The organism is Streptomyces sp. NPDC098101 (assembly GCF_044760185.1).
Lineage (GTDB): Bacteria > Actinomycetota > Actinomycetes > Streptomycetales > Streptomycetaceae > Streptomyces.
Genome location: NZ_JBIWAS010000002.1, coordinates 227452 through 244733, shown reverse-complemented (window position 1 = coordinate 244733; position 17282 = coordinate 227452). Strand labels below are relative to the sequence as shown.

Here is a 17282-nt window from a genome sequence, read left to right as displayed (position 1 = left end):
CCGACCCGGTGCACGGTCTCCGGTCACGCGATGTCGCCCATCCACATGCGCCGCCCGAGTTCGTCCAGCTCGGCCCGCCTCTCCTCGTACTCGGGCAGGGCCCGTCCGAGGAGTCGCCAGAAGTCCGGCCCGTGTCCGGCCACCCGCACGTGGGCGAGCTCGTGGGCGATCACGTAGTCGACGAGGTGCATGGGCAGCTGGAACAGCGGCCACCCCAGACGCATGCGACCGACTCCGTCCTCGCTTACCGGCGGAAGATAGCTGCCCCAGCGGCCACCGAGGTCCGCCACGTCCAGCATCGGTTCGTCGACCCCCATCCGCGCCGCCCACGGCTGGATGCGACCACCGGCCCACTCGCGGCCAACGCGGCAGTACCAGCCGACGAGCGCCGACCGGCCTCGGGCCGGGTCGCCAGCCTGTGCGGCACTGAGGATCAGGCGGCCGGCGACGAGCCGCACGGTGCCGTCGTCCAGTCGGTCGGCGTCTATGGTCAGCCGATAGGTGCGTCCCAGGTACCGGAACACCTCTCCTTCGACGAGCCGCTTAGACGGGGTCAACGGGCGTGTGCGCTCGCGCAGCGCCTGCTTGCCCACCAGCCAGGACCGGTGCGCCCGGACGAAGTCCGCCGCGTCGGCCGCGGGACGCCCTTGCGGTGCGTGCAGGGTGACCTCGGCGTCCAGTTCCACGGTGAGCGCGAACCGCTTGCGCCGGGGGCTGACGCGTACGGTCAGCACCAGACCGTCGACGGCGAGCCGGTCGCCCTCGGTGAGGGCGACCGGTGAGGCGGAGTCGACGGTGGAGGCGGTCACTCCGCCTATTCTCCCCTCAGCCTCGCCCGGAACGAGTCCTGGTTGGCGTTGGCGTGCGCCGCGAGTCCCTGGGCGAGCGCGCTGAACGGGTCCCATCCCGAACCGCCCGGCAGCATCCCGTGGTCGAGAAGCGTGGTCTCGATCTCACCGGCGAGAAGAGTGATGTCCTGGTCCTGCCCCTGGTAGGACTTCTTGCCCATGGTCCGGGCCGCCGTCTCGCACACCGCCGCAGCCACGGCCCGCAGGTCCGCCCCGCTCGTGTTGATGTCGGGGTTCTCCACCGCATCCCTGTTCAGAAGGCGGTACACCGCTTGTTCCAGCGGGGTGAGTCCCGCCAGCCTCGGATCCTCCTCGGTCTCCCGGCGCACCTGCTCGAAGAGCGGCCCGAACTCCTGGATCTGGTCTTCGAACCGGCCGGGCATCTCGCGCAGGATCTCCTCCAGCCGCTGCGAGAGCCTGACGTACTTCTCCGGGTCCTCTCGCTTCACCCGCTCCTCCAGGTGGAAGCGCAGGGCATGGCCCATCTCGGCCGCCGCCTCGCGCGCGGGCATGGCCCGCACCCTCTCGTCGAACAGCGGCGACGCCAGCGACACGGGGGCGATCACCTGGTCGATCTCCGGGCCTTCCAGGTGCTCGGCGACCAGCGCGCGCACCTTGCGCCCGTACATGCGCATCGTGAAGGCGCCGCCCGCCGCGTCGCGGTGGAGGGTACGGATCCGCTTCTGCAGCAGCCCCCAGCGGCGGGCCTCGCCCACATAGTCCAGGCCGCGCTCGTGCGGGAGGACCCGCTCCAGCGTGGCGAGGAACTCGTGCAGGACCTGGTCGAAGTCCTGGCGGACGGTCTCGTCGTCGAAGGCCAGGGCGGCGGACCGCACGGCGGCGAAGTCGACGAGGTCGGCGTCGATGACATTGGCATGGTCGCGGAGGTAGCGGCGCACCTTCTCCGCCGCCGGTTTCAGGGCTTTGACCTCCACGGACATGCTGCGCATCGTGTCGGCGACGTCAGCCGCCTTGTAGTCGGCGAGCGCGTCGGCCAGGTGCTCGAAGACCCCGTAGTAGTCGACGACGTACCCGATCTCCTTGCCCGGCATGGGCCGGTTCACGCGGGCCACGGCCTGGAGCAGTTCGGCGTCCCGGATCGGCCGGTCCAGGTAGAGCGCCTGCTCGCGCGGGGCGTCGAAGCCCGTGAGGAGCATGGACTTGACGATCAGGAAGGCGATGGGGCTCTCGGGGTGCACGGGGTCGGGCTCGGCGGCCGGCTTCCCGGCCTTGTCCGTGTCCTCCTGCGACCAAGGGTTGCCGCCGGTCTCCGCCGGGGCCTGGCTCTCGTTCGCCGGGGCGTGGAAGGGCGTGGTGACGACCCAGTCGGGTTCCGGCTTTACATCAGGGAGCGCCTTGTGGAACCGCTCGATGTACGCGGCCTGCCGCGCCGAGTCCGTCCAGTGCAGCCACTCGCGCCGCTTGCGCTCGTCGCCGGGCGAGACGACCGGAACGAAGTCGATCCGCCGCAGCAGCGAACGGAACGGATACGCCTGGAAGAGGTACCGGGTCCGCCGGTCCATCTGCTCGATTGGCGTTCCGGCGAACGATTCCGGACGGAACTCGGCCAGCTCGGCCAGCAGGGCGTCCCGCGCCGCCCGCAGCGCGTGGTGGTACTCGACGGCCGCCTTCCGGCTCACCGCCGCGACCTGCGCCTTGAAGCCGCCGCCCGAGAGCACCGTGGTCACCCAGTGCTCCAGCATGTCCTCGGCCTTGGCACGGATCATCGGCGTCGACTCGGCGACGTCCCTCTCCGTGGGCCACCGGTGGAGCAGCTCGCGCCGCTCCTCCTCGCTGCGGTCCTTGATGAGGTCCTCGAAGCGCCGGTCCAGGCCGTCCTGGTCGAGAACCGTGCCCTCGCCGGTGCGACCCTCGTAGCGGATGCGGACGACCACGCCGTCGTGCTCGGCGTCCGCCATGCGGTACTCGTCCAGGAACCCCCGGTCGGGGCCGCCGCTGAAGATCCGGCGGGTGTCCTCGACCTTGCCGGTCATGATGGGGGTGCCGGTGAAACCGATCTTCGCCGCGTTGGGGATCGCCTTGCGCAGGGCGGCGTGGAGCAGGCTGGTGTGGGACCGGTGCGCCTCGTCGACGAGGACGAGGATGTCGGGCGAGGTGTTGCACTCGGGGAAGTTCGGCACCGGCGGCAGCTTCGCCGCGCGCCGCTCCCGCCGGGCCTTCTCCGCCTCGGCATACTCGGCGGCGAAGTTCCGTTCGTCGCCGTCCTCCTCCGCCTCGGCGGCGAAGGTGAAGCCGCCGGCCCCGTACTTCTGGATCATCGCGAACACGACCCGTCGGCCGCCGTCCCGCAGCAGCCCCTCCATCTGGGCCGCGTTCCGGGCGGTCTCCACCTCGGACTCGCTCAGCCGCAGCGTGGCGGCGAGCTGTTCCTGCAACTGCGTCCGGTCGGTGACGACGACCACCATGAACTCGCTGAGCCGATGGTGCAGGTGCATCCGGCGCACGAGGAACGTCATGGTGAGGCTCTTGCCGGAGCCCTGGGTGTGCCAGATGACACCCCCGCGCTCGTCGTCGAGTACCGGTCCGCCGCGCGCCTTGCCCGTGAGCAGCTTGCGGACCGCCTTCTCGGCGGCCCGGTACTGCTGGTGCCGCGCGACGGCCTTGACCGTCCGGGCGCCACCCGACTCGGTCGGGACGGTCATCGGGATGACGTAGTGCCGGACGATCCTGAGCAGCGCCGCCGGGCGCAGGACGACGCCCACCAGCTTGTGGCGCTCGTTGAGCGTGCCGATCCCTTCGGGGAGCTCGGCGGCGAGCGCGGCCGGGGTCTCCGGCTCGACGCTCCGCCACGGGTGGAAGTGCTCCGGGGTGGAGGTGATCGTGCCGAGGTAGGCGGTCTCCGCCGTCGCGGCCACGAGCAGCTGCACCGTACGGAAGAGTTCCGGGACTCCCGCGGGCAGCAGCCCGGCGGGGTCCCGCTCGTCGTCGGGGAGGGGCGATCCGGCGTAGTGGCGCAGATCGAGGACCGCGCTGCGGATCGGGTCGGCGAGGTCGGGGCTCTTGCACTCGACGGCGACGAGCGGAATGCCGTTCACGAAGAGGACGATGTCGAGGACCGACACGTCACCGGACCGGTTCCGTACCCGGAGCTGGTCGACGACGGTGAACTCGTTCCGGTCGGCGCGCTCCTCGTGCCACTCGACGTACTGGACGGTGGCGGACGGCCCGCCGTGCGCGGAGGACGGGTTGAAGAGCGTCAGTCCGCTGAGGAGGAGGTTGGTGGCGGCGAAGTTGGCCGTGTCGACGCCTTGACCGAGGGAGACTGAGGCGAGTTCGGAGATCGACCGCCTGATATCTGTCAGGTCCATCCACGGCCGACCGTCGTCGGCCCGAACGTTAATGCGGTGCAGTGCCTTGGTGAGCTGGTCGTCGAGGAACGGCGTGCCGACGTCGAGCGTGCCGACGTCCTTGCCGGGGATGTGCGTCCAGCCCATCTCCTGCAGCTGCGCGACGGTCGGCCGCTCCACCTCGTCCCGCTCGAACTGCATCGCCGCCATTCCCCGACACCTCTCGCCCGCCCACTACACCCGTGCAGGCGATCCATTCTGCGTGATGGCTGAGGGCGGGTGAGAGTTCAGGCCGTCGGACGGTTCCGACTATTCGGGATGATCGGCACGAAAAGCGTCTCCGACCAAGCGGGCATCCCGGCTCCATGCGACGCGGTGCACCTCGCGCAGAGACTCCGGCAGACGGGCGACGACGTAGCGCAGCTACTCAGGCGTCGCCGACCGCTCGCTCAGCAGGCCCTCGACGTGCCCGAGGAGATCGGCGGCCATACCGAGCTGCACGCTCTCGATGTTGTCGGCGACGCGGGAGACGTAGCCCTCCCCGTCACCGAGGAGATAACAGGGCTTCCCTCCGTCGCCGGTCCAGGGGAGCAGCCGGGCGGCCTGCGCGGTGTGCCGGATCATGCCGCGACCTCCCTTCCGTGGATGACGCGGGGGCCGAGGTCGACGCCGTGCACGGCGAACCAGAGCGCCCGGCGGCCTCGCTGCCGCCGGGCCTCGGCCTCGGCCTGGCGGCGCTCGTGGGCGAGGAAGTAGGGCCGGACGAGGGGACTGTCCTCTCCCCGGAGATACGGCTCGGGAATGGGAACGAGCCTGGGTCCGGGTTCAGGCAGGGGGCGTACGGGGAGGGTGTGGGCGCGCGGCGGACGGCGGCGTCCGGGTGGCGGAGGCCACAGGAGCCGCAGCAGCGGGTCGAGCATCCGGGCGATAGCGTGCAACACGTCGTCAACTCCGATGTAGTTGAGGGCCACGCCCCCGGACCGTTCGCGTCGGTCGCGGGGGTCTCGCGTGTGCGGCTCCGCCGGACTCGTCCGCCCGCCGGAACTGCACTCTGTAGCGATTCCCTCACAGCGTGAGACCGGCATGGCTACCCTGAACAGGGGGTTCGGCGTGACGCCGTGTTTGTCACAAGGGAGTTGACGATGACCAACGTGTACGGCGAGTGGCTGAAGGCGCAGCGGGGGGCGGCCGGCCTCACGCAGCAGGAGCTGGCCGACATCGCGATCATGACGCGCTCGCACATCGCCCACATCGAGGCGGGCCGCCGGATCCCGTCGATGGAGGACGCGCGGCGGCTGGATAGGGCGCTGGGCACGGGGGATGTGCTGCAGAGCTTCCTGCCGAAGGATGACGACACGATCGCCGACTACTTCGAGCCCGCGCGTCAACTCGAACAGCAAGCAACGATGATCAGGGAGTTCGCCTCCGCCTTCGTGCCTGGCATCCTCCAGACGAAGAGGTACGCGCGTGCGGTTCTGGGCACGACCTTTCCTCCCAGGAGTGACGAAGAACGTGACAGGCACGTTGTCACACGGATGGAACGGTCCAAGGTCCTGGCAGATCCGGTGACGCCCGTAGTGTGGGCGCTGCTGGACGAAACGGTCCTACGACGTCCGGTCGGTGGCCGAGAGGTAATGGCTGAACAGATCGGGCACATCATCCAGTTGGTGGAGAGCAGGCGTGTACGCGTACACATCCTCCCCGTGAGCCTCGGAGCCCATCCGCTCATGCAGGGCATGCTGACGCTGATGTGGTTCGAGGACCAGCCACCGACTGCGTACAGCGAAGGCGTCTCAGTCGGCAAGCTGCACGACTCCCCGTCCGTGGTCCAGCGCCTACAAGGCGTCTACGATCTTGCACTGGGCGACGCACTGCCCTCTCAAGAGTCACTGACCCTGATGCGGGCGATCGCGAAGGAACACGAAGACCATGAGTGAGCTCACCATCTCAGACGCCTCTGCATTGAGCGGCTGGCGCAAGTCGTCGTACAGCGGGAATGAGTCTGGAAGTTGCGTCGAGATCCTGGACGGATACCTGTCGGGCGTCCCGGTCCGCGACTCAAAGAACCCCCACGGCCCCGCCCTTGTCTTCACTGCGGCCAGCTGGTCCTCGTTTATCACCACATTCAGGACTGGACGGTAACCCCGTCCGCCACGAGCATCTTGTCCACCAGCGCCTGCTTCATCCGTCCCGTCTTGACCAACTCGGCTGCCTCGCGAGCGATCACGACGTCAAACCCGTCGAGCACTCGGCAGATCTCACGCTGGACCTCCAAGCCCGGAGAGGGTACGGGGAGAGTTCTCAGCTCAGACTTCGGCAGCTGGAACTGCCCGCTGGTACCCCGAAAACGGCCTACGATCCGTCGTCGGACCAACGGAGCCGTCAGCACCTCCCTCAGGTAACGTCCGGTGAAAACGTCCGCCTTCGGCGTCAGCCGAAAAACGAGATCCGACAACATGAGCCGGGGAGGGACGTTCTCGGCCACACATACCGAGCCGACGAGGTCCACGGAGCCGTTGACGCGGACCATCAGGATGTCTTCGTTTCGAATCTCATACTCCGGGCGCGGCTTAATCCCGTCAGGCAGTCTTTTCGTCTGCGTCGAATCGAATTTCCCACTGGTCACTGCCCCAAGCCTGATAACACCCCATTCACCAGCAGCCGGAATGGCCTCTGGCCCCACTGAAGCAACTCCGACCTCCAGTGAGACTAGGGCCTTCTCCAATAGGATCTCCCGCCCAACAGCACCGAGGTATTGCTGAGCCGCGGCTTCCCGAGCCACCTGATGCTTCGCGATCGAGGCCTCGATCGCACGCTCCTGCGCCGCAACCGCGTCGATCACCTCAATGATCCGCCGCTGCTCGGAAAGGGACCTCAGTGGGAAATACAGAGACCCGAACCGGTTCCCGCCAAGGTGCGAGATGCTCGTCTTCTCTGCGATGCTGGCGAAAACCCCCTGCGCCCTCCATCGCACAAACACCGCTTGCGCATACTCCGGAAGCACCTCACTACCCGGGCGGAACCTGATGAGCGTGTTCTGAAAGCAGAACACGCCCGGCTCGCCCGCATAGATGGCACTCCTTCCCACCATCCGAAGGTTTTCCTGGCCTTCGTTAAGAAGAATGTCCCCCGGACGTAGCCCGTATACCTCACGCTCCGCCGAAGAAAAGCCCATCGTCTTGACGTCGGACAGGTCGATCCGTCCCTCGTAGACGTTCGCGACTCGCAAGTACGGATGCTGCCCCGCCGCCTCTCGGCTACTCGGCGAGAGCTGCTTTCCCATGCGGACCTCACCGACTTCCCGCACCGGAACCCACCGGATCTCGGCATCAGTCGACATAGCCCAGCTCCTTCAGGAACCCGTCCAGCGTCGTCGCCGCGCGCTCGCGCTCCACGCGGATCTCGGTCAGTGAGACCGTGTACTTGTCCGTCCACACCCCGTACGCGTCGACCAACTCCCGCCGACGCCGCACCACATGCCCCTCCAGCTTCCCCGCCAGATCATCCCGCAGCAGCTCAAGCACCACCCGGCGCTCCCCCTCCGGGTCCTCCGCCAACCGCTGCCGCGCCGCAGTCAGCCTCGGCGGGTCTTCCGCCAGCTTGGTGGGGTCCGGCCACGGAGTGAACCAGAACTCCGCCTCCAGCTTCTTGACCCGCGCCGCCGCCTTCGTGCGCTCCTTCTTCACATGCGCCAGCTCCGCCAGCTGCTCCACGCTCAGTTCGACCCGCTCCCGTGTGACAGCGTCCTCGTCGCCCTCAGTCTCGCCGTCCTCTCCCGGCTCCGACGGCTCCGCGTTGAGTTCCTTCCAGCGCGCGTCCAGCTCCGCCTTGCGGGCGTCCGCCTCCGCCAGTTCAGTCAGGAACTCGGGGACGATCGCCGCGACCACCTTGTGGTCGTACGCCTGGCGGCGCTCCGCCGCCGTGCGCTTGCGCAGCTTCCGCGTCTTCGGGTCCTGTTCGGGTGCGAGCATCGTCTCGACGTTCTCGACCCAGCCGTCGAGGACCCCCGCGAACCCGTTCTCCGAGAGGGCCAGCAGGTCGTACTTGGCCTCGTACCACCAGCCGGCCACCGCGCCCGCGAGCGCGTACCGGTCGAGGAGGCCGATGCCGCCGAGCCGCTTCACGAAGGACTCGATCAGCGAACCCCGTACGGCCATGAGCGCCGCCTTGCGCTCCGAGGCCGTCAGGTCGGCCAGGCGCTCGTCCGTGGCGGCGACGGCCTCCAGGTGGCGGGCCTCCTCGTCCCACCACTTGGCGAACGTCATCCGCAACGCCTCTTCACGGGGGCGTGCCAGCTCCGCCAGCCGGGCCGCGTCCGGACGCTCGTCCTCCGGGAGGAAGTCGACGTACGCCGGGTCCACCGGGTCCCGCTCCGCGAACAGGTCCTCAAGGCGGATACCGTACGCGTCGAGCAGCTCCTGCTTCGCTTCGACCTCGGCGCGCGGCATCCCGCCCGTCAGGTGGGCCCGCACGTCCTGCGGCTCCGGCGGGGGCGTGTTGTCGACGTACCGACGGATGTTGAGGTTGTAGTCGTTCTCCCGCAGCTCCTCGCGGTCGACCCACCGGGCGAAGCCGGGCACGTCCTCCCGAGCACGGAACGTGGTGACGATCTTCTCCGCGTGCTCGGGGAGGAGGACGTTCTGCGCCCGCTCCGCGTGGTACTCGCGGTCCGCGTTGATGAAGAGGACCCGGCCCTCCCGGTCGCGGTCCTTCTTGCCCGGAGGGCGGAGGACCAGGATGCAGGCGGGGATGCCCGTGCCGTAGAAGAGGTTCGGGGCGAGACCGATCACCGCCTCGATCGCGTCCTTCTCGATCAGCTCGGCGCGGATGTCCCGCTCTCCGCCGCCCCGGAAGAGCACGCCGTGCGGCATGACCGTGATGACCATGCCGCCGTGCCCCTCCTGCTTGGTCATCCAGAGCATGTGCTGGAGGAACATCAGGTCGGCCTTGCCGCGCTCGCTCGTCGCGCCGTACTTCGCCCGCTCCGCCTTGTGCGGGTAGCTCTCGTACGAGTAGTCCATGGAGAACGGCGGATTGCTCAGTACGCCGTCGTAACGCTGGTCGTCCGACGTCGGGACGTGCGCCGGTTCCGACAGGGTGTCGCCGGTCCGCAGGTCGAAGCGGGTGTCGACCCCGTGCAGCACCATGTTCATCGTGGACATGATCCAGGAGCCGCTGTTGGCGTCCTGGCCCGCGAAGAACATGTCCGTGGTGTCGCCGCCGTGCTCCTCCACGTATTCCTTGGCGTGGATGAGCATTCCGCCCGAGCCGACGCAGGGGTCGTAGATCCGCGTGCCGTCCTTGGGATCGAGCAGCTCGACCATCATCCGGACCACGGCACGCGGGGTGTAGAACTCGCCGCCCTTCCGGCCGGCGGAGTCGGCGAACTCCTTGATCAGGTACTCGTACGCGGCACCGATCAGGTCCGGGAACTCGAAGTCGTCCGTCCTCAGGCGCACCCGCCCGAAATGGGCGATCAGCAGCCTCAGCCGCTGGTCGGCAAGCTTCGCCGCGCCGGCCGTGGCACCCGAGCCGCCGATGCGGTTGAAGTCGAGCTGGTCGAAGAGGCCCTTGAGCTTGGCGTTCTGTCCTTCGAGGGCCTGAAGCGCGGGCCGCAGGTATTCCTCGTTGATGTTGTGGGTGGCCGACGAGATAAGGGCCCAGCGGGCCTTCTCCGGGACGAAGAGGACTCCGTCGGTGCTGTAGGGGGTCGGCTTCTCCAGCCAGCCTTCCAGATGTTCCCCGGTCAGGCCCTTCGGAGCGTTCTCCTTGATCCGCTCGCGTGCCGCCTCGAACTCGTCGTTGGCCCGTTTCAGGAACAGCAGGCCGAAGATGTAGTCCTTGTACTCGGAGGCGTCCATCGTGCCGCGGAGGATGTCCGCGGCGGCGAAGAGATGCCGCTCCAACTGCGCGAGCGTGAGCTTGGCCACGTCACCGTCTTCCCTACGAGCCGATACGACCAGGGAACCCTACGGCGATTCGGGGCTGGGGTGATAACCCGGGCCCGAGCTGTCACCCTCCGTCAGTACGCGGTGATGCCGAGACCCTCCTCGACGAACTCGTACACGTCCGTGTACGGGTCCCGCAGGTCCTTGGCCTTGTGGGCGGGGTGCTGGGCGTTGATCTCCTGGGCCCGCTTCTTCGCGAGGGCGAAACTGCCCTTCGGGATCTGCCCGGGGAGGACGCTCTTGATGTTCTCGGCGTCGTTCGCGAAGGGGAGGAGCTTCACCGCCTCCCCGCAGACACCGCCGAAGGTGCTCTGGACCGGCTTGTGGTGGAGCAGCCGCCAGAGCTCGAAGCAGGGGTGCGAGAAGGCGATCCGCACGCCCGCCTCCTTCGCCAGCTTGAAGGCGTCCGGGATCTGCTCGTGCTGGTCCCTGTCGAAGAGGCACCAGACCTCGGGCCAGAACTTCTCCGCCAGCTTCGCCTTCTTCGCGGCCCGTGTCTCCTCGCGCATCAGCCGCGCCGCCGCGTCGACCAGGGTGATGGGCTTGCGCTGCGACCCGGGCGCGGTCGCGTTGGCGATCCGGACCTCGATGCCGTTCGCACCGGCCCGGTCTCGCACGATCTCGATGTACTGGGGCTCGGTCACCCGGCCCTCGGTGAAGACGTGGACGATCTTGTTCCGCCGCTGCCCCTTGCTCGCGGGCCCCAGCGAGTCCTTCCCCCTCGTACGCGCCATCAGCTGCCGCTCCGCTCCGCCTCGTACTCACGTTCCCGCTCGTTCGCCGCCAGCAGCCGCCGCGCGATCTGCCCCTCCAGCAAAGCGGGAACGGCTCCGAACGCCCCGGCCAGATAGGACTTCATCAGGTCCTCTTCCTCCCCAGGGGAGGCTGCGGTCAGCGGGTACAGCTGGGTCGCCCCGTCCTCGTCTTTCTCTGTGAGCCACACTTGCGCCGGCTCAAGCAGACGGCCCCCGCTCGGTGTGGTGAGGACGGACGGGTCGTGCGAGGTGAAGACGAGCTGTGCGCCCTTGGGATTGGCCTGGGGGTCGTGGAAGAGCCTGACGACCTCGGCCGCGAAGCGCGGGTGCAGGCTGGCGTCGAGCTCGTCGACGAGCAGTACAGCGCCTTCGTCCAGGGCCAGCAGCAGCGGGCCGAGCAGGGCGAACCACGAGCGGGTGCCGTACGACTCGTGGCGCCAGTCGAGGGAGACGTCCCCCACGGCGGACCGGTGCGTGAGGCGCACCTCCGGACGTCCCTTGCCTCCCTCCACCGTTTCCGCTCCGGTGATGCCGAGGTCCGCGACCCGCAGCAGTTCGTTGATGCGGCGCGCCCGGGCGCCCGACAGCTGGCGCGTCGTGAACGTCTCCCGTTCCTGGCGCTCGACCTCGGGGTCGATCAGCCAGAGGTTCCGGCGGAACCAGTGAAACAAGGGGGTGAGCTGCGGGTGGTTGTCCGTGCCCGCCGTGGAGAGCACCAGGGCGTTCGGCCGGGTGCGCCGCTCCAGGCCGGCGCGGTCTTTCACCCGGGTGCCTGGCCAGTCGTAGACCTTGGTACGCGAGGCGTCACGGTCCAGCCACACCTGCCGGTGACCCCGGGGGTAGCTGTGCAGCCACTCGGCCTCGACCCGCTCGGAGCCCAGCTCGAAGCCGTACGTCCAGCGGATCCCGTCGAGGACGAGGTCCACCTCGTAGAAACTCGACTCCTCGGTCCCCTTGGCGTCCAGGGCGAAGGGGACGCGGTCCGTGCCGTCGTAGGAGGCCCAGCGCGCGTAGGAGTTCTGCACCGCGCTACTCATGTCCGTCATCGCGGCGAGGACGTTCGACTTGCCCGAGGCGTTGGCGCCGAAGACGCCGATCAGAGGGAGCACGCCCACCACGCCGCCGGGCAGGTCGACGCGCCGGGCGGCGGCGCTCGGCGCGTCCTCGGGCACGACGAAGGTCAATTCCTGTTCGTCGCGCAGTGACCGCACATTGGCCGTGCGGAATCTCAGCAGCATGCCGGCCCCTCTCCGCCGCCAGCGTAGTAGGTGGGCACGACAGCGGCGCGCCCAGGTTCGGGTCGCGCCGCTGCGGAGTTGTGGTGAGCCCCCCGGGAGGGTCCCAGTATCAGTAGAGCTTGTTCACTGCGGTCGTGGTGGTCTTCCGGAAGGCCGTCAGCGGGGCGTCCTTCAGGTCGCCCATCTGGCCCCAGCGGACGAGGGTGACGGTGCGGCCGTCGCGGCCGACGGAGAAGAGGTGGATGTCGGTGCTGCCGATCTGCGGGTCGGCGGTGTCCAGGCTGTAGACCCAGGCGCCCTCCTCGACGGCGATCTTGCCGTGGGCGGCACTGACGGCCTTCAGGCCCGGGTTCTGCTTCTCCAGGAGGGGGCCGCAGCCGGCGAGGGACTTACGGAGGGTGTCGACCAGCTTCACGGCGGCGGCCTCGGTGCGGGCGACGGTGGTGACCTGGACGCCGTTGGTGTCGAGCTCGGTGGCGAACTCGCGGTAGCGGGTGTTCTGCGCCGGGATCTTGTACGGGGCGCAGAGGACGCCGCCGTTCTCCGGGACGCCGTCGAAGACCCGGGTGGCGGTCCACGGGGTCGCGGACGGCGGCATCTGCGCCGCCGTCAGGAAGGTGGAGCCGTGCGGGCTCTGGAAGGCCTGGCCGGCCCGGGCCCGCTGGGCCGCCGCCGTGTCCGCCTGGGAGGGGACGGCGGCGAGGGCCACGAGGCCCGCGGCGGCGGTGAGGGCGGCGAGTGCGGTGCGGAGCTTGTTCATGGTGGTGGTTCCCCCGTCGGGTCGTTCGGTCAGTGCTCCACCAGCGTCGGGCCCCCGCCCGCCCCGGGCAACGGTGCCGCGCCCTCCCCCCGTCCCGGAACCATTCCACCCCCGCTGACGTGCAAGGACGTGAAGGGTGGGACGCAGGGCCGAGGGGGATGGAATGCCGAAGGACGCCGCCGTCGAGGAGTTCGCGCGGCTCGTGCGCGCGCTGAAGGCGCGGGACGGGCGGAGTTACGAGGCGCTGGGCCGGCGCCTGAGCGTCAGCGCGTCCACCCTCCACCGCTACTGCTCCGGCGCGACCGTCCCGGAGGAGTTCGCCGTGGTCGACCGCCTCGCCCTGTTGTGCGGGGCGGACGAGGAGGAGCGGCGGGCCCTGGAGGCGGCCTGGGCCCGCGCGGACGGGGCCCGCCGCCCGCCGGTCCCGGAGCCCGGGCCGGTCCTGGAGCCGGTGCCGGTGGCGGTGTCCGTACCCGAGCCGGAACCCGAGCCCGATCCCCAGCCCGACCCCGCACCCGTGCACGCGCGCGTGCCTGACCTCCCGCCCCGGCGGCGGGGGCGGCGGTGGGGGTGGCTGGGCGTGGTCTGCGGGGCGCCGGCGGTCGTGGGGACGATGGCGCTCGGAGCCGTACTCCTGCCCGGGAAGACCCCGGAGCGGGCCGCCGGGCCGGTGGCGCCGCTGACGTGGACGGTCGCCTCGGACCTCTGGAAGAACGGGTGCGGGCACACCTACCTGGTGGAGCGGACGCCCCCGCCCCCGCCGGAGCCGGCCGACGCGCGGAGCTGGGCGGCGGCGCAGGGGGCCGTGGACGGCGGGGAGACGCTGGTGCGGGTGTCGGTGCAGGGGAAGAGCACGGCGGCGGTGGTACTCCAGGCCCTGCACGTGCGGGTGGTCGAGCGGGGCGCGCCGCTGCCGTGGGCGGCGTACCGGACGGACGACGGGTGCGGCGGGGCGGTGACGCCGCGCCGCTTCGAGGTGGACCTGGACCGGCCGCGGCCGGTGGCGCGGGCGCTGGACGGGTACGACGCCTCCGGGCAGGAGGGCCGGACGCTCCCGGCGGTCTCCTTCCCGTACGCGGTCAGCGCCGCCGAGCCGGAGGAGCTGCTGGTCTCGGCGGGGGCGGTGGGGTGCGACTGCCGCTGGTACCTGGAGCTGGAGTGGAGCTCGGGGGGGCGCCGGGGCACGGTCCGGATCGGGGACGAGGACGGCGCGCCCTTCCGGACGAGCGGGGCGAAGGGACGGCCCACGCACGCGTACGACACCGCCGGAGGGCGCTGGATCACAGGCGCGGAGTCTGGACAGACCGGGTGACCGATGGGTAACTTCGATCGACAAAGGCTGAGCAAGCGCTTAGACAAACGTCGGAGCGTCGGAGCGACCGGCCGGACCAGGACAGGAACCGAAGGAGGCGGCTCGTGCGCCGTACCGTATTCAACGAGGACCACGAGGCGTTCCGGGAGACCATCCGGGCCTTCATCGAGGCCGAGGTCGTCCCGGTCTACGACGAGTGGTTCGCGGCCGGCCAGGCGCCCCGCGACTTCTACTACAAGCTCGGCGAGCTGGGCATCTTCGGCATCAACGTGCCCGAGGAGTTCGGCGGCGCGGGCCTGGACACCCACAAGTTCGAGGCCGTCCTCTACGAGGAGACCTCGCGCGCGGGCGTCCAGTTCGGCGGCTCCGGCGTCCACGTGCTCCTGGCCCTGCCGTACATCAAGATGCTGGCCACCGGGGACCAGAAGAAGCGCTTCCTGCCGAAGTTCGTCTCCGGCGAGGAGATGTGGGCGCTCGCCATGACCGAGCCGGGCACCGGCTCCGACGTCGCGGGCATGAAGACCACCGCCAAGCTCTCCGAGGACGGCACCCACTACGTCCTCAACGGCGCCAAGACCTTCATCACCGGCGGCGTCCACGCCGACCGCGTGATCGTCTGCGCCCGCACCTCCGCCCCGAGCGCCGAGGACCGCCGCTTCGGCATCTCCCTCTTCGCCGTGGACACGAAGTCCGAGGGCTACTCGATCGGCCGCAAGCTCGACAAGCTCGGCCTGCGCACCTCCGACACCGCCGAGCTGGCGTTCGTCGACGTGAAGGTCCCGGTCGAGGACCTGCTCGGCGAGGAGGGCAAGGGCTTCTCCTACCTCGGCCACAACCTGGCCTCCGAGCGCTGGGGCATCGCCTTCGGCGCCTACGCGCAGGCCAAGGCCGCCGTCCGCTTCGCCCAGCAGTACGTCACGGACCGCACGGTCTTCGGCAAGCCGGTCGCCTCCTTCCAGAACACCAAGTTCGAGCTGGCCGCCTGCCAGGCCGAGGTCGACGCCGCCGAGGCCGTCGCGGACCGCGCCCTGGAGGCCCTGGACGCGGGCGAGCTGACCCCGGCCGAGGCCGCGAGCGCCAAGCTCTTCTGCACCGAGGTCGCCCACCGCGTCATCGACCGCTGCCTCCAGCTGCACGGCGGCTACGGCTACATGAACGAGTACCCGATCGCCCGCCTGTACGCCGACAACCGCGTCAACCGCATCTACGGCGGCACCAGCGAGATCATGAAGTCGATCATCGCGAAGTCGATGGGCCTGTAAGTGCCCGAGGCGCACTCCTCCGGCGCCCTGGACGTCCTGCTCGATCTGCTCGACCTGGAGCCGATCGAGCGGGACATCTTCCGGGGCCGGTCCCGGTCCTCGCTCGTCCCCCGCGTCTTCGGCGGCCAGGTGGCCGCCCAGGCCCTGGTGGCGGCGGGCCGGACCGTGCCCGGAGACCGCCTCGCCCACTCCCTGCACGCGTACTTCCTGCGCCCCGGCGACCCCGGCGCGCCGATCGTCTACTCGGTCGACCGCATCCGGGACGGCCGCTCCTTCACCACCCGCCGGGTCGTCGCCGTCCAGCACGGCCAGCCGATCTTCCACCTCTCCGCCTCCTTCCAGGCGTACGAGGAGGGGCTCGACCACCAGGCGGACATGCCGGCCGCGCCCGACCCGGAGACGCTGCCGACGGCCGAGGAGACCCTGCCCCGGCACCTGCCGGAGGACGTGGCCCGGCGGCTGATCGAGGCCCGCGCGGCCGTCGACCTGCGGTACGCGGACACCCCGCCCTGGGGCTCGGTCGGGGAGCCGCGCGAGCCGCGCTCGCAGGTCTGGTTCCGCACCAACGGCAAGCTGGCCGACGACCCGCTGCTGCACGTCTGCCTGGCGACGTACGTCTCCGACATGACGCTGCTCGACTCCGTCCTGCTCGCGCACGGGCGGGGCGGCTGGGCCGTCGGGGACGTGGTGGGGGCCTCCCTCGACCACGCGATGTGGTTCCACCGGCCCTTCCGGGCCGACGAGTGGCTCCTGTACGACCAGGAGTCCCCCTCCTCCGCCGGCGGGCGCGGCCTGGGCCAGGCCAGGATCTGGACGCGGGACGGGAAGCTGGCCATCTCGGTCATCCAGGAGGGTGTCGTTCGCGTGCCGCGCCCGTGACCGGGCATACGTTCCGACCATGGGTCGAAAGCCGAAGGACGGGAACGGCGAGAGCACCTTCACCGTGCTCGTGGCGGCGGGGGCGAACCTCGGCATCGCCGTCGCCAAGGCCGTGGCGGGTCTGATCAGCGGGTCGAGCGCGATGATGTCGGAGGCGGCCCACTCGGTCGCCGACACCGTCACCGAGCTCATGCTGCTCACCGCGCTCCGGCGGAGCGGGAAGCCGGCCGACGAGGACCACCCGGTCGGGTACGCGGGCGAGCGGTACGTCTGGGCGATGCTGGCGGCCGTCGCCACCTTCGTCGGCGGCGCGGTCTTCTCCGTCTACGACGGGATCCACACCCTCACCCACGGCGAGGAGCTGGGCGACCCGCTCGTCTCGTACGTCGTGCTCGCCGTCGCCTTCCTCCTGGAGGGCTTCTCGCTGCGGACCGGCCTGCGGCAGGTCCGGGGCGAGGCCAGGCAGCGGAAGTCGCCCTTCCTCGCCTATCTGCGGCGCACCCCCGACACCACCGTCAAGGCGGTCGTCATGGAGGACTCGGCCGCCCTCGCCGGACTGCTGCTCGCGGCGGGCGGCCTGCTCGGCGGCCAGCTGACCGGCTCCGGCGTCTGGGACGGGATCGCCTCGATCCTCATCGGCGCCCTGCTCGTGTACGTGGCCTGGGTGCTCGGCCGCTCCAACGCCGAGCTGCTCGTCGGCCGCCCGCTGCCGAAGGAGGCGCGGGACGCCGTGCGCGCGGAGCTGCTGTCCGTCCCGCAGGTCGCGGACGTGCTCGACCTGACGACCCTCATCCAGGGGCCGGGCGAGGCGCTGGTCGCCGCGAAGATCGACTTCCGGGACGGCGTTCCGGCCGAGGAGATCGAGTGGGCCTGCGAGGAGGCCGAGGACCGGCTCCGCGCGCGCGTGCCGGCGGTCCGCCGGGTGTACCTGGACCCGACGCCGGGCCGGGGGCGGCGCGGGCCGGAGTGAGC

The 17282-nt window shown here is 70.1% G+C and carries 15 protein-coding genes; 6 read left to right on the top strand and 9 right to left on the bottom strand.

The features are described from left to right. Positions 1–23 precede the first annotated feature (23 nt). From ACIQVI_RS08285 to ACIQVI_RS08270, 4 genes are all read right to left on the bottom strand, one after another. The gene (locus ACIQVI_RS08285) at positions 24–809 is read right to left on the bottom strand and encodes a M48 family metallopeptidase (RefSeq protein WP_403592744.1); all 786 of its coding nucleotides are present in this window, start codon (positions 807–809) and stop codon (positions 24–26) included. A gap of 5 nt (positions 810–814) precedes the next feature. Then, entirely contained in the window at positions 815–4366 is a 3552-nt protein-coding gene (locus ACIQVI_RS08280; RefSeq protein ID WP_403592741.1) for a type I restriction endonuclease subunit R, read from the bottom strand. A 213-nt stretch (positions 4367–4579) separates the two neighbouring features. Then, a complete protein-coding gene (locus tag ACIQVI_RS08275; protein WP_403592738.1) occupies positions 4580–4780 on the bottom strand; it encodes a hypothetical protein in 201 nt (66 codons plus the stop codon). After that, a complete protein-coding gene (locus tag ACIQVI_RS08270; RefSeq protein WP_403592735.1) occupies positions 4777–5097 on the bottom strand; it encodes a hypothetical protein in 321 nt (106 codons plus the stop codon). The genes ACIQVI_RS08275 and ACIQVI_RS08270 overlap by 4 nt, the downstream gene beginning before the upstream one ends. 201 nt (positions 5098–5298) lie before the next feature. On the opposite strand from ACIQVI_RS08270, the gene ACIQVI_RS08265 reads away from it, so the two are divergent. Next, entirely contained in the window at positions 5299–6093 is a 795-nt protein-coding gene (locus tag ACIQVI_RS08265) for a Scr1 family TA system antitoxin-like transcriptional regulator (protein ID WP_403592732.1), read from the top strand. Further along, positions 6086–6298, top strand: a complete 213-nt coding sequence (locus tag ACIQVI_RS08260; protein WP_403592729.1) for a DUF397 domain-containing protein — start codon at positions 6086–6088, stop codon at positions 6296–6298. The genes ACIQVI_RS08265 and ACIQVI_RS08260 overlap by 8 nt, the downstream gene beginning before the upstream one ends. On the opposite strand, the gene ACIQVI_RS08255 is transcribed toward ACIQVI_RS08260, so the two are convergent. The 5 genes from ACIQVI_RS08255 to ACIQVI_RS08235 form a co-directional block, all read right to left on the bottom strand. Next, entirely contained in the window at positions 6282–7496 is a 1215-nt protein-coding gene (locus ACIQVI_RS08255) for a restriction endonuclease subunit S (protein WP_403592726.1), read from the bottom strand. The two genes, ACIQVI_RS08260 and ACIQVI_RS08255, sit on opposite strands and share 17 nt — an antisense overlap. After that, entirely contained in the window at positions 7486–10086 is a 2601-nt protein-coding gene (locus tag ACIQVI_RS08250; protein ID WP_403592723.1) for an N-6 DNA methylase, read from the bottom strand. The genes ACIQVI_RS08255 and ACIQVI_RS08250 overlap by 11 nt, the downstream gene beginning before the upstream one ends. A gap of 92 nt (positions 10087–10178) precedes the next feature. Beyond that, on the bottom strand, positions 10179–10838 hold the full coding sequence (locus ACIQVI_RS08245; protein WP_403592720.1) for an RloB family protein: 660 nt from the start codon (positions 10836–10838) through the stop codon (positions 10179–10181). Beyond that, positions 10838–12097 (bottom strand): ATP/GTP-binding protein, encoded by a 1260-nt coding sequence (locus ACIQVI_RS08240; protein WP_403592716.1) that lies wholly within the window; start codon positions 12095–12097, stop codon positions 10838–10840. Before ACIQVI_RS08240 ends, ACIQVI_RS08245 begins: the two co-directional genes overlap by 1 nt. Before the next feature lie 109 nt (positions 12098–12206). Next, a complete protein-coding gene (locus ACIQVI_RS08235) occupies positions 12207–12857 on the bottom strand; it encodes a hypothetical protein (protein ID WP_403592713.1) in 651 nt (216 codons plus the stop codon). Between the two features lie 163 nt (positions 12858–13020). Here ACIQVI_RS08235 and ACIQVI_RS08230 point away from each other — a divergent pair, with 163 nt between their 5' ends. The 4 genes from ACIQVI_RS08230 (at position 13021) to ACIQVI_RS08215 (ending at position 17280) form a co-directional block, all read left to right on the top strand. Continuing rightward, complete coding sequence (locus ACIQVI_RS08230; RefSeq protein WP_403592710.1) at positions 13021–14169, top strand: helix-turn-helix domain-containing protein; 1149 nt, start codon at positions 13021–13023, stop codon at positions 14167–14169. Positions 14170–14273: 104 nt separating this feature from the next. Beyond that, a complete protein-coding gene (locus ACIQVI_RS08225; protein WP_351971187.1) occupies positions 14274–15431 on the top strand; it encodes an acyl-CoA dehydrogenase family protein in 1158 nt (385 codons plus the stop codon). Then, positions 15432–16310, top strand: coding sequence for an acyl-CoA thioesterase II (locus ACIQVI_RS08220; protein WP_351971186.1), 879 nt, complete (start codon positions 15432–15434; stop codon positions 16308–16310). Between the two features lie 19 nt (positions 16311–16329). Then, a complete protein-coding gene (locus ACIQVI_RS08215; RefSeq protein ID WP_403592706.1) occupies positions 16330–17280 on the top strand; it encodes a cation diffusion facilitator family transporter in 951 nt (316 codons plus the stop codon). The last annotated feature ends 2 nt before the right edge of the window (positions 17281–17282 follow it).

Bases quoted from the DNA above. Each gene is read 5' to 3' on its own strand.
- ACIQVI_RS08280 (WP_403592741.1), bottom strand. From the start codon at position 4,366: ATGGCGGCGATGCAGTTCGAGCGGGACGAGGTGGAGCGGCCGACCGTC.
- ACIQVI_RS08275 (WP_403592738.1), bottom strand. From the start codon at position 4,780: ATGATCCGGCACACCGCGCAGGCCGCCCGGCTGCTCCCCTGGACCGGC.
- ACIQVI_RS08265 (WP_403592732.1), top strand. From the start codon at position 5,299: ATGACCAACGTGTACGGCGAGTGGCTGAAGGCGCAGCGGGGGGCGGCC.
- ACIQVI_RS08260 (WP_403592729.1), top strand. From the start codon at position 6,086: ATGAGTGAGCTCACCATCTCAGACGCCTCTGCATTGAGCGGCTGGCGC.
- ACIQVI_RS08255 (WP_403592726.1), bottom strand. From the start codon at position 7,496: ATGTCGACTGATGCCGAGATCCGGTGGGTTCCGGTGCGGGAAGTCGGT.
- ACIQVI_RS08245 (WP_403592720.1), bottom strand. From the start codon at position 10,838: ATGGCGCGTACGAGGGGGAAGGACTCGCTGGGGCCCGCGAGCAAGGGG.
- ACIQVI_RS08240 (WP_403592716.1), bottom strand. From the start codon at position 12,097: ATGCTGCTGAGATTCCGCACGGCCAATGTGCGGTCACTGCGCGACGAA.
- ACIQVI_RS08235 (WP_403592713.1), bottom strand. From the start codon at position 12,857: ATGAACAAGCTCCGCACCGCACTCGCCGCCCTCACCGCCGCCGCGGGC.
- ACIQVI_RS08230 (WP_403592710.1), top strand. From the start codon at position 13,021: ATGCCGAAGGACGCCGCCGTCGAGGAGTTCGCGCGGCTCGTGCGCGCG.
- ACIQVI_RS08215 (WP_403592706.1), top strand. From the start codon at position 16,330: ATGGGTCGAAAGCCGAAGGACGGGAACGGCGAGAGCACCTTCACCGTG.